Genomic DNA, 13,385 nt, shown 5'->3' on the forward strand with positions numbered 1-13,385 from the left:
GTCGCGGTCCGCGGTGCGTACTCCTGGGTGGCCCGTGCTCCCCCGCGCGGGCCACCCAGGCTTTGACGGGTGCGTCCGTCCCCAACGGGCCCGTCACACACGGAGGTTCCATGGCCGACAGCGTCACCTCGTTGTTCCGCGGCACCGCGGCGCACAGCCCGTCGATGGCGGCGCTGACACGGGAGAGCGACGGGGCCGGCCCGGTGGACTTCTGCATCCCCTGCAATCCGTACTTCCCGACCCCCGCCATGTTCGAGGACATGGCGACGCGGCTGCGCGAGATCATCACGTACTACCCGAGCAGCGCCGACACCATCACGGCCGAACTGTGCAGCCTGCTCCAACTCCCCCCGCAGTGCGTGGCGATGGGCAACGGGTCCACCGAACTCATCACCTGGATCGACCACCTCCTCGTCCGTGAGTCCCTCGCCGTCCCCGTCCCCACCTTCGGCCGCTGGACCGACCAGCCCATGGAGACCGGCAAGCGGGTCGACATGTTCCCGCTCCAGGAGTCCAGCGGCTTCGCCCTCGACCTCGCGCAGTACGCCGAGTTCATCCGCGCCCGCGGCACCAAGGTCGCCGTCATCTGCAACCCCAACAACCCCGACGGCGGCTTCCTGCACAAGCACGCGATCGTGCAGTTCATGGACGCCATGGCCGATCTGGACCTGGTGGTGATCGACGAGTCCTTCCTGGAGTTCGCCGACGCGGAGAACGAACCGAGCGTGGTCCACGAGGCGATGCTGCGCCCCAACGTGATCGTGCTGCGCAGCCTGGGCAAGAACTTCGGCCTGCACGGCATCCGCTTCGGCTATCTGGTCGCCAACCCGGCCCTCGCCGGCCGGGTCCGCTCCATGCTGCCCAAGTGGAACCTCAACTCCTTCGCCGAGCACGTGGTGTTCATGCTGAAGGAGCACGGCCCCGAGTATGTGCAGAGCCTCCACCAGGTGCGCCGCGACCGGATGGACATGTCCGGCCAGCTCTCCTCACTGCCCGGACTCACCGTGTACCCGTCCCAGGGCAACTTCCTCTTCGTGCGCCTCCCGGTGGGCGCCGAGGGGACCGTGGTCCGTGACCGGATGCTCACCGAGCACCGGATCCTGGTCCGCGAGTGCGGCAACAAGATCGGCTCGTCCAGCCGCTTCCTGCGTCTCGTGGTACGCCCCCAAGTGGACGTGCGCCGCCTGGTGTCCGGCCTGGAACAGGTGCTCTACGGGGCGCCCAGGAGGGGATCCGCCGGACCCGAGCACGCTCCGGGAACCAGCTACAGCTCGGGTACGGCGGCGGTGGACCGCCTGATGAGCGAGACCAACGGGGCGGGCATGCGGGGGCTCGCCGCACAGACCGCCGGTGTCGGTGCTCCGGAGCTCGCCGCCGCTGCGGGCACCGGCACCGGCATCCCGCTCCCCGCCGCCGCGGCCGCCCCCGCGGTGGCCCCCGGCCTCGGGGTGCCGGTGCCGGCGGCCGCCTCGGTGGTGACGAGCGCGGGCACGCAGGGTGCGCAGGGGATCCCGGGGCTCTCGGGTCTGTCGGGGATTCCGGGGCAGCCGGGGATGCCGCAGCAGGTCGCTCAGCCCGTGCCCCAGCCCGTACCGCAGGCCGTACCGCAGGCCGTGCCGCAGCAGGTCCCCCAGCCCGCGCCGCAGCCTGTACCGCAGCCGGTACCGGCGCCGGTCCCCCAGCCGGCGCCGGTACCGGCCCCCGCCCAGCCGCTCGCCCCCGCGGCGCAGGCGCCGATGCCCGTCTCGCCGTACCCCACGCCGGCACCGGTGGCCGCCCGGATGCCGCCGGCCACCGGCCCCACGCCGCCCGGCGTGCCCGCCCAGGGTGGCCTCACGGCCGCCCAGGTCAGGGGCACCGACGGGCTCTCCATGGCGCCGGCGGCGGGCTGGCAGGGCGCGCAGAGCTGGCCGAACCCGGCCGGGATGGACCAGCTGGGCTGACCGGCCTCACCCGGCGGGGGTCGCCGGGACGGTCGGGCAGGGCGAGGTGGCCGGGGTCGCCTCGGGGCCGGGTGTCGCCGGCTCCTCGTCGCAGTCGTCCGACGCGGTGGGCGAAGGGCTCGGGTCCGGTGTGGGCGACGCGGTCTCACCCGGCGGCTCCGTGGAGGGGTCCTCGCTCGTCGGGGGATCCGTCGGCGTGGTGGTGGTCGGATCCGGGGACGGCTCCGGCGAGGTCGGATCCGGGGTGGGCGAGGGCGAGGGGCCGGAGGACGGTCCGGGACTGCCCGGCGTACTCGGGTCCGGGCCGATGACGATGCCGCCGCCCCCGTCGCCCTTGCCGCCGCTCCCGCCGTCGACGGGTTCGGTCGCCGGGGTGTCGCCGCCCGCGCCGGGGCTCCTCGGGATGACGCCCTTGCCGTCGGGGACGGTGTGGACGCCGCGGCCGTAGAACTCCAGCCAGTGCCGGACCAGCCGCAGATACGCCTCCGAGTGGTTGTAGCTGAGGATCGCCCGGTCCAGGTCGGCCGCCCGGCCCAGGTCCCGGTCGCCGGCGCACAGATAGTGGCCGGCCGCGAGGGCCGCGTCGAAGATGTTGTTCGGGTCGGCGCGGCCGTCCCCGTTGCCGTCCGCGCCCCAGCGGGCCCAGGTGGACGGCAGGAACTGCATCGGCCCCACCGCGCGGTCGTAGACCGTGTCCCCGTCGTGGACGCCCCCGTCGGTGTCACGGATCAGGGCGAACCCCCGGCCGTCGAGCGGCGGGCCGGTGATCCGGCCCAGCGTCGTGCCGTTCCGGTCGACGGCGCCGCCGCGCGCCTGCCCCGACTCGACCTTGCCGATCGCCGCGAGCAGCTCCCACGGCAGCCGGCAGCCGGGGTCGGTGGCACCGACGGAGGTCTCGGCGGCACGGTAGGCGCGCAGCACGGTCGCCGGGATGCCCGACTGGGACCGCAGGTCCCGCACCAGCGCGGGGGGCGCCGACGCGGCCTGGGCCGCCTCCGCCGTGTCCAGGGGCGGGAGTTCGGTGTGGTACGAGCCGTCGTCCGGAGCGGCGGGCCCGGCGTACGGGCCGTCCCCCACCGGTACGAGGACATCGTCGGCGAACGGGTCGGCGTGGCGGTCCCCGGTGAGGCCGGGCGCCTGGGAGGCGGTGAGGGCCGCCATGGCCGCCACGGCGACGGCGGTCGTCCGCAGTCCCCTGCGGGTCCGCCCTGCATACGGGCGTCGGGCGCGGCGTACGGGCATGGCTGTCGCTCCTGTCGGATCCGTCGGTGTCGGGGCGGGTCGTACGGTCGTCCGGGCCTCAGCGGCCGAAGGTGTCGATGCCGGAGACGAGCCAGCGCCCGTCGCGGCGCACGACGTCGACGGCGAGCATGGCCCCCGCGTACACGCCCTCGTCCTGCGCGTCCTTCGCGCCCTTGGCCTTCTTCGTGCTCCCGGCGGTGCTCACGCTGCTCTGGTCGGCGTAGACGAGGACCCGGGCGCGGTCGCCGTCGATCCGCTCGACCGCGCTGTCGGTGACCGTCGTGGTGATCACGGCCTTCTGTGCGTCGGCCCGCTCGCGGACGTCGGCGAGCAAAGTCCTGTGCTGCTCGACGGCCTGGCCGGTGAGGAGGCCGTCCGCGGCCTTCTCGAGGGCGCCGGGGTCGGTGTGGTCGTAGGAGAAGAGCGCGTCGACGGCCTCGGCGGTCTGTCCCTTGATCTCTCCGGTGCGGGCCGGATCGGAGAGGGCGGTGTTCCGCCGCGCCGGTTCGTCCCGCAGCGCCCCGGCCTTCGCGTGCGCCCAGCCGGCGAAGCCGCCGAGGAGCAGGGTCAGCGCACAGAGCACGAGGAGGCCCGCCGGGCGGCGCGCCCGTACGCGGGCGCCCTTCTCGTCGCCGCCCGCGTCCGGATCCGTCGCGCGCCCGGACGGCACCGCGGTGCCGGACGCACGGCCCCGGCCCCCTGCACCCCGCGCCGGCCCGGCGGACGCGGTCGGACGGGGCTCGTGGGCCTCGCCCGGCGCGCCCTGCGGCGGCCCGGCCGGCCGGGTCTCGCGGGCCTGGCGGCGGCGCTGGCGGTTGATGTGGTGGCGGGTCGTCGACATGGTGCGGTGTCCTCCTCGGTGCGGCCGGCTGCTGCGGTACGGGACCGGGTCAGCCGTCCGATGTGCCGCCCACGGGCGCCTGGCCGAGGGCGCTGAGCTTCCACCGGCCGTCGGTCCGGGTGAGTTCGCCGAGCATGCGGCTGTCCTTGTCGGTCTTCGCCCCGTCGTCCGCCTTCACGGTGACGCGCAGGGCGACCAGCACCCGGGCGCGGCCCGCCCGGTCGTCGAGTTCGGTGACCGCGCCGGACAGCACCCGGGCCGTGGTGACCGTCTTCGCCGCCTTCACCTGATCGGCGAACTCGGTGCGGCCGGTGGTGAGTTGTTCGTGCAGTTCGCCGGTGGTGGACGACTCCCAGAGGTCGAGGCCCCGGTTCACATCGCGGTGGTCGAGCGTGTTGAGGTTCTGCACGGCCTGCTCCCCGGCGGCGAGGGCCGCGTCCCGCTGCCCGGCGTAGGCCGCCCGGTCGTCGTGGGCCGCGTCGTACCAGTCCTGGCCCGCCCGGACGGCGAAGCCGCCCGCGACGAGGGTGAGGGCGAGGGCCAGGGCCGGCAGCGGCCGGGTACCGGCGAGGGCGCGGACCGCGCGTTTCATGGGGTGCTCCAGTCTGCCGCGCATGGTCAGCGGGCCTTGATGTCGACGATCCGCCACCGGTCGCCCTCGAGCCGTGCCGTGACGCTGAGTTGGGCCGCCGCGGTGGTGACCTCGCCCTTGCTGCCGCCCTTGTGGGAGGTCTGGTCGAGGAAGACCAGCACGTGGGCCTCGTCGCCGTCGAGTTCGATCACTCCGGTGCGGACGGCGCGGGTGCTGAGGGTGACGCGCTGTTCGGTGAGGTCGTCGCGCACCCGGGCGAAGAGGGTTTCGTACTGGCGGGCGGCGCGGCCGTCGAGGACGGTGCGTGCGGACCGTTCGGCGGCCGCGGTGCCGTCCGGTGTGTAGGAGAAGATCCGGGCGAGGGCGCTGCCGACGTCGCCGGCGACTCGGGTGGTGGCTCCGGTGTCGGTGAGCGCCTGGTTCTGTGCGGGCGCGGACGACCTCAACTGGTGGGCGCCGTACAGGAATCCGCCGCCGCCGAGGACGAGCGCCGCGATCAGGACGCCGAGACCTGCTCGCCGTAACCGCCCGGCCGGCACCTCCGCGGCCGACTCCTGCCCGGTCTCCGTCTCGACGGGTTCGGTCTCCAACGGCACGTCCCCGCCCGGCAGTCGTGTCGGCGTCATCGGTCCTCGCCCTCCTTCTCGGCCTCGACCGGTACCGCGTTCAACGCCCTGACCTTCCACTCGCCGTCGCCCGTGCGGGCCAGGACCGCCTCCAGGCGTTTGCGGTCGGTGGTCGGCCGCTCGGTGCCGGCGGGTGTGATCTCGACGCGGACGGTGGCGATGAGCTTGGCCGTGCCGGACCGGGTGTCGAGCGCGGTGACGGCGGCCTCGGTGACCGTGCCGCGCGCCGAGGTGCCGGCCTTGGCGTCGGTGCCGCCCAGTTCCTCGCGCAGCGGCCCGGTGGCGGCGGCGCGCCAGGCGCGAATGCCCTGCTCCGCGCGCTGCCGGGTGGAGGCGTCGAGCGTGGTGAGGGCCGCGATGCCCGCGCGCCCGTCGGCGAGCGCGGCGTCCCGCTCCCTGCCGTAGGCGAGCGAGTCGTCGGTACGGGCCTGCGCGTACGTCCACGCTCCCGTACCGCAGAAACCGACCGCCAGCGCCAGCGCCGCTCCGGTGAGGATCCGGGCCCTTCTCATCGCGTACCGCCGATGGGGAGGAGGCCGGACAGGTCGTCCGGTGCCTCGCCGCTCTGTCCGGGCAGGGCGAGGGCGCCGGGAAGGCCGGCAGCCCCGCCGCTGCCCGAGGGCAGGGAGCCGGGTCTGGCCGGTTCGGGTACCGCGCCGCCCTTCGGGGCGTTCCCCGAGCCGCGGACGTTCGCCCCGGTGGAGGCGGGCGCGGTGCAGGCCGCGCCGGTGTTGAGGGCGGGGGCGGTGCCGAGGTCGAGGCCGTTGCGGTAGCGGGTGGCGCCGTATCCGTCGGTGCAGGGCAGGGGGGCGAAGAAGGTGACGGCCATGCCGAGGTTCAGCTTCCCTCCGTCGACGGCGGTGGCTCCGGCGGAGACGGCCGCCGGGTACTTCACCAGGAGTTCCTCGATGCCGCGCTGCCGGGTGACGGCGACCTCGGAGGTGGTGAGGAGGTTGGCGAGGACGACGCCGAGGCTCGGGTCGAGGTCCCGGAGCAGTCCGCTGACCTGGGTGGCGGCCTCGGGGGTGACGGCGAGGAGGCGGCGCAGGTCGGCGTCGGAGCCCTTGAGGGCGCGGGCCAGTTCCTCCGCCCCGGTGGCGAAGTCGCGGATGGCCTTGGCCTCCTGGGCCTGGGTGCGCAGGACGGTCTCGCCGTCGTTGATGAGCAGCGTGGTGGAGGGCAGGGCGCGGTCGGCGGCCTCGACGAAGTCGCCGCCGCTGTCGATCAGTGCCTGGAGGTCGTCGCCGTGCCCGTCGAACGCTGTGCCGAACTCGTCGACGACCGTGCGCAGATCCTCCAGCGGCATGGAGCTCACGAGCTCGTCGACGCTGCTGAGGACGTCGGTGACGGGGGCCGGCACCTGGGTGTCGGCCTGTTCGATGCGGGTGCCGTCGGTGAGGTAGGGGGAGCCGTCGCTCTCGGGCCGCAGATCGATGTACTGCTCGCCCACGGCGGACAGCCCGGCGACCACGGCCTTGGTGTCGGCGGGGATACGCGGCGCGGACTTCTTGATACGGAGTTCGGCGACGACCCCCTCGTCGGTCAGCCCGATCGGACCGACCCGGCCCACGGAGACGCCCCGGTACGTCACGTCGGAGTGGGTGAAGAGCCCGCCGGTGCGCGGAAGGTGGACGTCCACCGTGTAGTAGTCGGCGACGCCCACGTACCGCCCGAGATCGGCGTACCGGATGCCGAGGAACGACAGGGTGAGGACGGCGATGAGGAGGAAGGCGACGTTCTTCAGCCGTACGGCGAGGGTGATCACCCGCGTTCACCCCCGGACCCGGACACGGACCCGGAGACGGAGACGGAGGGCAGTGGCAGCGGCGAGGGGGGCCGCTTCTTCGCGCCCCTGCCCGTCTCGCCCGGCGGTGTGGCGGTCGCGGTCGGAGCAGGTGTCTCCTCGTCCACGACCGGCGGGATCACCCGCGTCCCCGGTACGGCGGCGATGTTCAGATACGCGTTGAGGTAGTCGCCCTTCACCCCGTTCAGCACCTCGTCGGTGAACGGGTACGTCATCAGCACCTGGAGCGAGTCGGGCAGGTCCGTGCCCGCGTCGGCGAGCGCCTTCAGCGTCGGCGCGAGGGCCTTGAGGTCGGCGATCATGTCGTCCTTGCTCGCGTTGATCGTGGTGACGGCGACGCCGGAGAGCGTGTCGAGGGAGCGCAGCATGGTCAGCAGGGAGCCGCGCTGCTTCTCCAGCGTCTTCAGTCCGGGCGAGAGGCCGGTGAGGACGGTGCCGACGTCGTCCTTGCGGGTGGCGAGGGTGGAGGAGAGCCGGTTGACGGCGTCGAGGGCGTCGGTGATGTCCCCGCGGTGCTCGTCGAGGTCGGTCACCAGGACGTCGATCCGCTTGAGCACGGAGCGGATGCGGGGTTCGCGGCCGCCGAGGGCCGCGTTGAGCTCCCGGGTGATGGTCCTGAGCTGGCCGACTCCGCCGCCGTTGAGGAGCAGGGACAGCGCGCCGAACACCTCCTCGACCTCGGTGGTGCGGCTGGTGCGGTCCAGCGGGATGACGCTGCCGTCGGTCAGCCTCCCCGCTCCGGTCTCCTCGGCGGGGGCGGCGAGCTGGACGTACTTCTCGCCCAGCAGGCTGGACTGTTCGAGCCTTGCGGTGGCGTCGGCGGGCAGCCGTACATCGCCGTTGATCTCCATGGTGACGCGGGCGGACCAGTCGTCGCGGCCGAGTTCGACACGGGTGATCCGGCCGACGTCGACGTCGCCGACCTTCACGGCGGCGTGCGGGACCAGGCTGAGCACGTCCTGGAGTTCGGCGGTGACGGTGTAGGGGTGGTCGCCGAGGTCGGCGCCGCCGGGCAGTGGCAGGTCCTCGATGCCGTCGAAGCGCGGCGGTCCCACGGCGACCGCGCCGAGGGCGAGGGTGAAGCCGAGGCCGAGGGCGATCAGTCCGCCCACGGTGAGGCCGGCCACCCGGCCGGTGAACGCGACGCGCTTCATCGGCCGTCCCCCTTCGTCCCGTCACCGGCACCGGTCACGGGCAGCGGCAGCAGCGGGCCGCCCATGCTGATCTCGTTGAGGTTGGCGCGGCCGTCGATGGTGCGGGTGTCGGGGTCGTAGGCACTCACGATGTTGCCCGCGGCCAGCGGGGCCACGTCCAGCGCCTCGGCCAGCGAGGCGCGTTGCTCGACCAGGGTGCGGGTGATGGGGACGAGCCGGTCGACGTTGTCCTTCAGTTCGCCCCGGTTGTCCTCGATGAAGGTCTTGACCCGGCCGAGGGCCTTGCCGAGTTCCTCCAGCGCGCCGGTGAGATCGTCCTTGTTGTCGGCGAAGAAGCCGACGACCTCGTCCAGGCGTTCCTGCGCGGTGCGTACGTCGGTGTCCTTGTCCTTGAGCATGGTGGTGAAGGTCTGCAGGCTGCCGAGGGTCTTGAACAGGTCGCCGCTGCTGCCGTCGAGGGTCTTGGCCGCCTTGCCGAACTCCTCGACGCTGTCGCCGATGGCGTCGCCGTTGCCGTCGAGGTTGTCGGCGCCGGTCCTCAGCAGGTCGGACAGGGCGCCGTCGGAGTTGGCGCCGTCGGGGCCGAGGGCGTCGCTGAGGTCGGTGAGGGAGTCGTAGATCTGGTCGATCTCGACGGGGAGGTGGTTGCGGGAGGCGGGCAGTACGGCGCCGTCGGCGAGGGCGGGGCCCTCGCTGTAGGCGGGGGTGAGCTGCACATAGCGGTCGGCGACGACGCTGGGCGCGACGACGACGGCCCGCGCGCCCTCGGGGACCTTCACCCCCTCGTCGAGGCGCAGGCCGACGCGGACGGTGGTGCCCCGCGGGTGCACCGACTCCACCTCGCCGACGCGTACGCCGAGGATGCGCAGATCGGAGCCGGCGTAGACGCCGGTGGCGCGGTCGAAGTAGGCGGTGAGGCGGGTGCCGTCGGCCTCGAGCGCGCGGGCGGCGGCCAGGCCGCCGGTGACGAGCACCAGGAGGGCGAGGACCCCGGTGAGGATCTTTCGGCGTCGGGCCATCACTCACCGCTCCCCTGGGCCGCCGCCGGCTGTTTCGGCGGCAGGCATCCGGTCTCGGGCCGGGAGGCCGCGGGCAGGTAGTCGCGGGGTACGACACCGCACAGATAGCTGTCGAACCAGCGCCCGTTGCCGACGGTGTTGCCGACCAGGCGGTAGTACGGGCCGACCAGTGCGAGGGTCCTGCCGAGCTGGGTGTTGTTCTTCTCCAGGACGGTGGTGACGCGGCCGAGGGCCTTGAGGGTGGGGCCGAGCTGCTTCTCGTTGTCCTCGACGAGGCCGCCGAGTTCGCTGCCGAGGTCGCGGCTGCCCTTGAGCAGGGCGCGGATGGCGCTGCGGCGGTCGCGGAGTTCGCCGAGCAGGGGGCCGCTGTCCTCGATGAGGGTCTCGAAGCCGGACTTGTTGTTCTCCAGCGTCTTGGTGAACGTGGCGCTGCCCTTGAGGAGTTCGGCGAGTTTCGCGTCGCGTTCGGAGATGGTTCTCGACAGGTCGGACAGTCCGGTGGCGGCCTTACGGACGTGCGGCGGGGAGTTCTCGAAGGTGTCGGAGATGGTCTCGAAGCTCTCCGCGAGCCGCCGGGTGTCGATGTCGTCGACGGTGCCGCTGAGATCCTGGAACGCCTGCGTGACGTCGTACGGGGAGGTGGTGCGGGTGAGCGGGATGCGGCTGCCGGGGTCCTGGCGGCCGGAGCCGAGCGGGTCCAGGGCCAGGTACTTGTCGCCGAGGACGGTCTTGATGGCGATGGCGGCGGTGGTGCGGTCGCCGAGCCAGGCGTCCTCGACCTCGAAGGTGACCTTCACCTTGGCGCCGTCGAGCGCGACGCCGGTGACCTTGCCGACCTTGACGCCCGCGATGCGTACCTCGTCGCCCTCGCCCAGTCCCGCGGCCTCGGAGAAGTCGGCGCTGTAGGTGGTGCCGCCGCCGAACGGCAGCCGGTCCACGTGGTAGGCGAGCAGGCCGATCAGGGTGATCAGGACCAGCCCCACGACGCCGACGGCGACGGGGTTGCGTTCCTTCACGGGCTTGATGTGCGGGCGTCTCATCCGCGGCACCTCGCTTCGGTGACCGCGATCCCGGTCGGCGGCTCGGAGCCGTCGGAGGTGGTCACTCCGCTCACGCGCGCCTCGCACAGGTAGAGGTTGAACCACGATCCGTACGACGACAGACGGGCCAGCGCGGTCATCTTCGCGGGGGTCTTCTCGAGGAAGTCCTCGATCTGCGGCGTGTGTTCGCCGAGGTTCGTCGAGAGCCGGCCCAGTTCGCGGATGTCCTGCTTCAGGGGCTCGCGTCCGTCGTCGAGGAGATCGGCGGTGACCGTGGTGAGTTCGCTCATGGCGGTGACGGCCTTACCGAGGGGTTCGCGGTCCTCGTTGAAGCCGCTGACGAGTTCCTGGAGGGTGACGACGAGGTCGTCGAAGCCGTCCTCGCGGTCGTTGAGGGTGTCCAGGACGGTGCCGAGGTTCTCCACGACCTCGCCGATCACCTTGTCCTTGGCGGCGACCGTCGTACCGAGGGAGCCGATGTGGCGCATCAGGCTGTCCACGGTGGCACCCTCGCCCTGGAGCACCTGCACGATCGAACCGGCGAGTTCGTTGACGTCCTTCGGCGACAGCCCCTCGAACAGCGGCTTGAAGCCGTTGAACAGCAGGGTCAGGTCGAGGGCGGGCGTGGTGCGGTCCAGCGGGACGGTGCCGCCCGCCTCCAGGGTGCCGGTGAGGTCGCCGCTGCCGCGGTCGAGGGAGACGTACCGCTGGCCGACCATGTTGAGGTACTTCACGGCCGCCGTGGTCGAGCGGGGCAGGGTGCGGTCGTCGCGGACCGTGAACGTGACCTGGGCGGTGCGCCGTCGCACCACCCGTACGTCGGTGACCTCGCCGACCTCCACCCCGGAGATCCGTACGCTGTCGCCGTCGACGAGTCCGGTGACGTCGGTGAACAGTGCCTTGTAGGTGGTGGTGCCGGTACCGGAGTCGACTCCGGTGCCGGCGACGCTCAGGCCCAGGACGGTGGTGGCGAGGACGGTGACCACCACGAAGGCGAGGGACTTGAGCAGCGGTCCGGTCAGCGGGCGGCGCCGGGTGTGCGCGTGGTCGCCGGCGGTCATCCGAGGGTCACCTCCGTACCGCGGTAGACGGGGCCGACCAGGAGGCTGCTCCAGTCGGGCAGGTCGCCGGGGCTCTTCCCGGCGGCGGGGGCGAGGAGTTCGTTGACGAGGTCGTTCTCGGACGGGGAGTTGGCGGGTCCGAGGTCCTGCCCGGCCGCCGGGGTGGCGGCCGGCGCGGCGGGCCGGGGCAGTGAGCCGACGTAGGGCACCGACGGGCAGCGGGGGCCGCCTCCGGAGCCGTAGACCGGGGTGTCGCCGCCGGGCCGGTAGGCGCCGCGCGAGGGGACGGTGGTGAGGTCGACGTGGATGCCGGGCCGGCCGGTGCCCTTGCCGAGGGCCTTGTCCATCGCGGGTACGAACTCGGCGAGGGTGCGCAGGGTGCAGGGGAAGGCGGCGGAGTACTCGGCGAGGAGTTCCAGCGTGGGCCGGCTCGTGGCGCCGAGCCGGATGATGTTGTCCTCGTTCTTCCGCAGGAACGCCGTCATGTCCTCGGCCGTCCGGGTGGTGGCGCCGAGGGTGCCGGCGAGCCGGGCCTCCTGCTCGGCGAGGGTGCCGCTGGTGGTGGTGAAGTCGGTGAGCGCCGTGATGATGTCGGGCGCGGCGTCCGCGTAGACATGGCTGACCTTCACGAGTTCCTTGAGGTCACGGTTGAGGGCGGGCAGCTGGGGGTTGAACTCCCCCAGGTGCTGGTCGAGGCGGGCCAGCGTCTCGCCGAGTTCGTCCCCGCGGCCCTCCAGGGCCTGGGAGACGGCCGACAGGGTGGCGGAGAGCTTCTGCGGCTGGACGGCGGTGAGCATCGGCAGGACGTCGTCGAGGACCTGCTGCAGTTCGATGGCGTTCTCGGAGCGGTCCTGGGGGACGACGGCCCCGGCGGCCAGGGTCTCGGCCGACGGGTCCGGTGGCGGTACGAGGGCCACGAACCGCTCGCCGAACAGCGTGGTCGGCAGCATCTGCGCGCGGACGTCGGACGGTACGTCGTCCAGCGCGCCGGGCTTCATGGCGAGGGTGAGGCGGGCCCCGTCGCCGGTGGCGTCGATGGCGCGGACCTCGCCGACGACGACTCCGCGCAGCTTCACCTCGGCGCCGGGGTGCATCTGGTTGCCGACGCTGCCGGTCTCGACGACCACCGGGTCGGAGTCGGTGAACTCCTTGTCGTAGACGGCGACGGCCAGCCAGATCAGCAGGACCGGAACCAGGACGAACACCACCCCGGCCAGCCGGTGGCGCAGTGTCTCTCCTCGGGGGCCGCTCATCTCACCCCGCCACCTTCACGGTCGTGGTCGCGCCCCACAGGGCGAGCGACAGGAAGAAGTCGGTGACGCTGATCAGCACGATCGCGTTGCGCACGGAGCGGCCGACGGCGACTCCGACGCCGGCGGGGCCGCCCGAGGCGCGGAAGCCGTAGTAGCAGTGGGCGAGGATCACCATCACGCTGAAGATCAGTACCTTCAGCACGGAGAGCAGGACGTCCGTCGGGGAGAGGAAGAGGTTGAAGTAGTGGTCGTACGTCCCCCGGGACTGCCCGTTGAACAGGACGGTCACATAGCGGGAGGCGACGTAGGAGGAGAGCAGCCCGATGGCGTAGAGCGGGATGATGGCGACGACCCCGGCGATGATGCGGGTGGTGACGAGGTAGGGCATGGAGCGGATGCCCATGCCCTCCAGCGCGTCGACCTCCTCGTTGATGCGCATGGCGCCGAGTTGGGCGGTGAAGCCGGCGCCGACGGTCGCGGAGAGGGCGAGTCCGGCGACGAGGGGGGCGATCTCGCGGGTGTTGAAGTAGGCGGAGACGAATCCGGTGAACGCGGCGGTGCCGATCTGGTCGAGGGCCGCGTAGCCCTGGAGTCCGACGACGGTCCCGGTGAAGAGCGTCATCGCGATCATCACGCCGATGGTGCCGCCGATGACGCCGAGCCCGCCGGAGCCGAAGGCGACCTCGGCGAGCAGGCGCTGCACCTCCTTGAGATAGCGGCGCAGGGTCCGCGGGATCCACAGCAGGGCCCGGACGTAGAAAAGGAGTTGGTCACCGGAGCGGTCGAGCCAGACGAGCGGGGAGGCCATCG

Annotated in this window: 13 protein-coding genes; 1 reads left to right on the top strand and 12 read right to left on the bottom strand. The window is 72.7% G+C overall.

What is annotated here, in order from left to right; genetic code table 11:
* Window positions 1–110 precede the first annotated feature (110 nt).
* Complete coding sequence (locus ACGFR9_RS11555) at window positions 111–1,943, top strand: pyridoxal phosphate-dependent aminotransferase (protein WP_393205823.1); 1,833 nt, start codon at window positions 111–113, stop codon at window positions 1,941–1,943.
* A 6-nt stretch (window positions 1,944–1,949) separates the two neighbouring features.
* Here the strand turns inward: ACGFR9_RS11555 and ACGFR9_RS11560 are convergent, their stop codons facing one another.
* Genes ACGFR9_RS11560 through ACGFR9_RS11615 form a run of 12 tightly spaced genes read right to left on the bottom strand, consistent with a single transcriptional unit; the run spans window position 1,950 to window position 13,383 of the window.
* Window positions 1,950–3,185 carry a lytic transglycosylase domain-containing protein gene (locus tag ACGFR9_RS11560; protein ID WP_393205826.1) on the bottom strand — a complete coding sequence of 412 codons (1,236 nt, stop codon included), beginning with the start codon at window positions 3,183–3,185 and terminating at the stop codon, window positions 1,950–1,952.
* A 58-nt stretch (window positions 3,186–3,243) separates the two neighbouring features.
* Window positions 3,244–4,026: a hypothetical protein gene (locus ACGFR9_RS11565; RefSeq protein WP_030218249.1), complete on the bottom strand. Its 783-nt coding sequence runs from the start codon at window positions 4,024–4,026 to the stop codon at window positions 3,244–3,246.
* A 49-nt stretch (window positions 4,027–4,075) separates the two neighbouring features.
* Window positions 4,076–4,618: a nuclear transport factor 2 family protein gene (locus ACGFR9_RS11570; RefSeq protein WP_393205829.1), complete on the bottom strand. Its 543-nt coding sequence runs from the start codon at window positions 4,616–4,618 to the stop codon at window positions 4,076–4,078.
* 26 nt (window positions 4,619–4,644) lie between these two features.
* Entirely contained in the window at window positions 4,645–5,244 is a 600-nt protein-coding gene (locus tag ACGFR9_RS11575; protein WP_393205832.1) for a hypothetical protein, read from the bottom strand.
* Window positions 5,241–5,756: a hypothetical protein gene (locus ACGFR9_RS11580; protein ID WP_311641377.1), complete on the bottom strand. Its 516-nt coding sequence runs from the start codon at window positions 5,754–5,756 to the stop codon at window positions 5,241–5,243. The genes ACGFR9_RS11575 and ACGFR9_RS11580 overlap by 4 nt, the downstream gene beginning before the upstream one ends.
* Window positions 5,753–7,009 carry an MCE family protein gene (locus tag ACGFR9_RS11585; protein WP_030218238.1) on the bottom strand — a complete coding sequence of 419 codons (1,257 nt, stop codon included), beginning with the start codon at window positions 7,007–7,009 and terminating at the stop codon, window positions 5,753–5,755. Before ACGFR9_RS11585 ends, ACGFR9_RS11580 begins: the two co-directional genes overlap by 4 nt.
* Entirely contained in the window at window positions 7,006–8,202 is a 1,197-nt protein-coding gene (locus ACGFR9_RS11590; RefSeq protein ID WP_030218237.1) for an MCE family protein, read from the bottom strand. The genes ACGFR9_RS11585 and ACGFR9_RS11590 overlap by 4 nt, the downstream gene beginning before the upstream one ends.
* Window positions 8,199–9,221, bottom strand: coding sequence for an MCE family protein (locus ACGFR9_RS11595; protein WP_030218236.1), 1,023 nt, complete (start codon window positions 9,219–9,221; stop codon window positions 8,199–8,201). Before ACGFR9_RS11595 ends, ACGFR9_RS11590 begins: the two co-directional genes overlap by 4 nt.
* Window positions 9,221–10,261 carry an MCE family protein gene (locus ACGFR9_RS11600; protein WP_393205837.1) on the bottom strand — a complete coding sequence of 347 codons (1,041 nt, stop codon included), beginning with the start codon at window positions 10,259–10,261 and terminating at the stop codon, window positions 9,221–9,223. The genes ACGFR9_RS11595 and ACGFR9_RS11600 overlap by 1 nt, the downstream gene beginning before the upstream one ends.
* A complete protein-coding gene (locus ACGFR9_RS11605; RefSeq protein ID WP_030218230.1) occupies window positions 10,258–11,322 on the bottom strand; it encodes an MCE family protein in 1,065 nt (354 codons plus the stop codon). The genes ACGFR9_RS11600 and ACGFR9_RS11605 overlap by 4 nt, the downstream gene beginning before the upstream one ends.
* On the bottom strand, window positions 11,319–12,575 hold the full coding sequence (locus ACGFR9_RS11610) for an MCE family protein (RefSeq protein WP_030218227.1): 1,257 nt from the start codon (window positions 12,573–12,575) through the stop codon (window positions 11,319–11,321). The genes ACGFR9_RS11605 and ACGFR9_RS11610 overlap by 4 nt, the downstream gene beginning before the upstream one ends.
* A 1-nt stretch (window position 12,576) precedes the next feature.
* A complete protein-coding gene (locus ACGFR9_RS11615) occupies window positions 12,577–13,383 on the bottom strand; it encodes an ABC transporter permease (RefSeq protein ID WP_030218224.1) in 807 nt (268 codons plus the stop codon).
* Between the last annotated feature and the right edge of the window lie 2 nt (window positions 13,384–13,385).

Origin of the sequence: Streptomyces sp. NPDC048584 (assembly GCF_043199595.1) — a bacterium.
GTDB classification, from domain to species: Bacteria; Actinomycetota; Actinomycetes; order Streptomycetales; family Streptomycetaceae; genus Streptomyces; species Streptomyces edwardsiae.

What these genes read in the sequence shown, in the direction of transcription:
- ACGFR9_RS11555 (WP_393205823.1), top strand. Translation starts at nt 111, where the DNA reads ATGGCCGACAGCGTCACCTCGTTGTTCCGCGGCACCGCGGCGCACAGC.
- ACGFR9_RS11560 (WP_393205826.1), bottom strand. Translation starts at nt 3,185, where the DNA reads ATGCCCGTACGCCGCGCCCGACGCCCGTATGCAGGGCGGACCCGCAGG.
- ACGFR9_RS11565 (WP_030218249.1), bottom strand. Translation starts at nt 4,026, where the DNA reads ATGTCGACGACCCGCCACCACATCAACCGCCAGCGCCGCCGCCAGGCC.
- ACGFR9_RS11570 (WP_393205829.1), bottom strand. Translation starts at nt 4,618, where the DNA reads ATGAAACGCGCGGTCCGCGCCCTCGCCGGTACCCGGCCGCTGCCGGCC.
- ACGFR9_RS11575 (WP_393205832.1), bottom strand. Translation starts at nt 5,244, where the DNA reads ATGACGCCGACACGACTGCCGGGCGGGGACGTGCCGTTGGAGACCGAA.
- ACGFR9_RS11580 (WP_311641377.1), bottom strand. Translation starts at nt 5,756, where the DNA reads ATGAGAAGGGCCCGGATCCTCACCGGAGCGGCGCTGGCGCTGGCGGTC.
- ACGFR9_RS11590 (WP_030218237.1), bottom strand. Translation starts at nt 8,202, where the DNA reads ATGAAGCGCGTCGCGTTCACCGGCCGGGTGGCCGGCCTCACCGTGGGC.
- ACGFR9_RS11595 (WP_030218236.1), bottom strand. Translation starts at nt 9,221, where the DNA reads ATGGCCCGACGCCGAAAGATCCTCACCGGGGTCCTCGCCCTCCTGGTG.
- ACGFR9_RS11600 (WP_393205837.1), bottom strand. Translation starts at nt 10,261, where the DNA reads ATGAGACGCCCGCACATCAAGCCCGTGAAGGAACGCAACCCCGTCGCC.
- ACGFR9_RS11605 (WP_030218230.1), bottom strand. Translation starts at nt 11,322, where the DNA reads ATGACCGCCGGCGACCACGCGCACACCCGGCGCCGCCCGCTGACCGGA.
- ACGFR9_RS11610 (WP_030218227.1), bottom strand. Translation starts at nt 12,575, where the DNA reads ATGAGCGGCCCCCGAGGAGAGACACTGCGCCACCGGCTGGCCGGGGTG.
- ACGFR9_RS11615 (WP_030218224.1), bottom strand. Translation starts at nt 13,383, where the DNA reads ATGGCCTCCCCGCTCGTCTGGCTCGACCGCTCCGGTGACCAACTCCTT.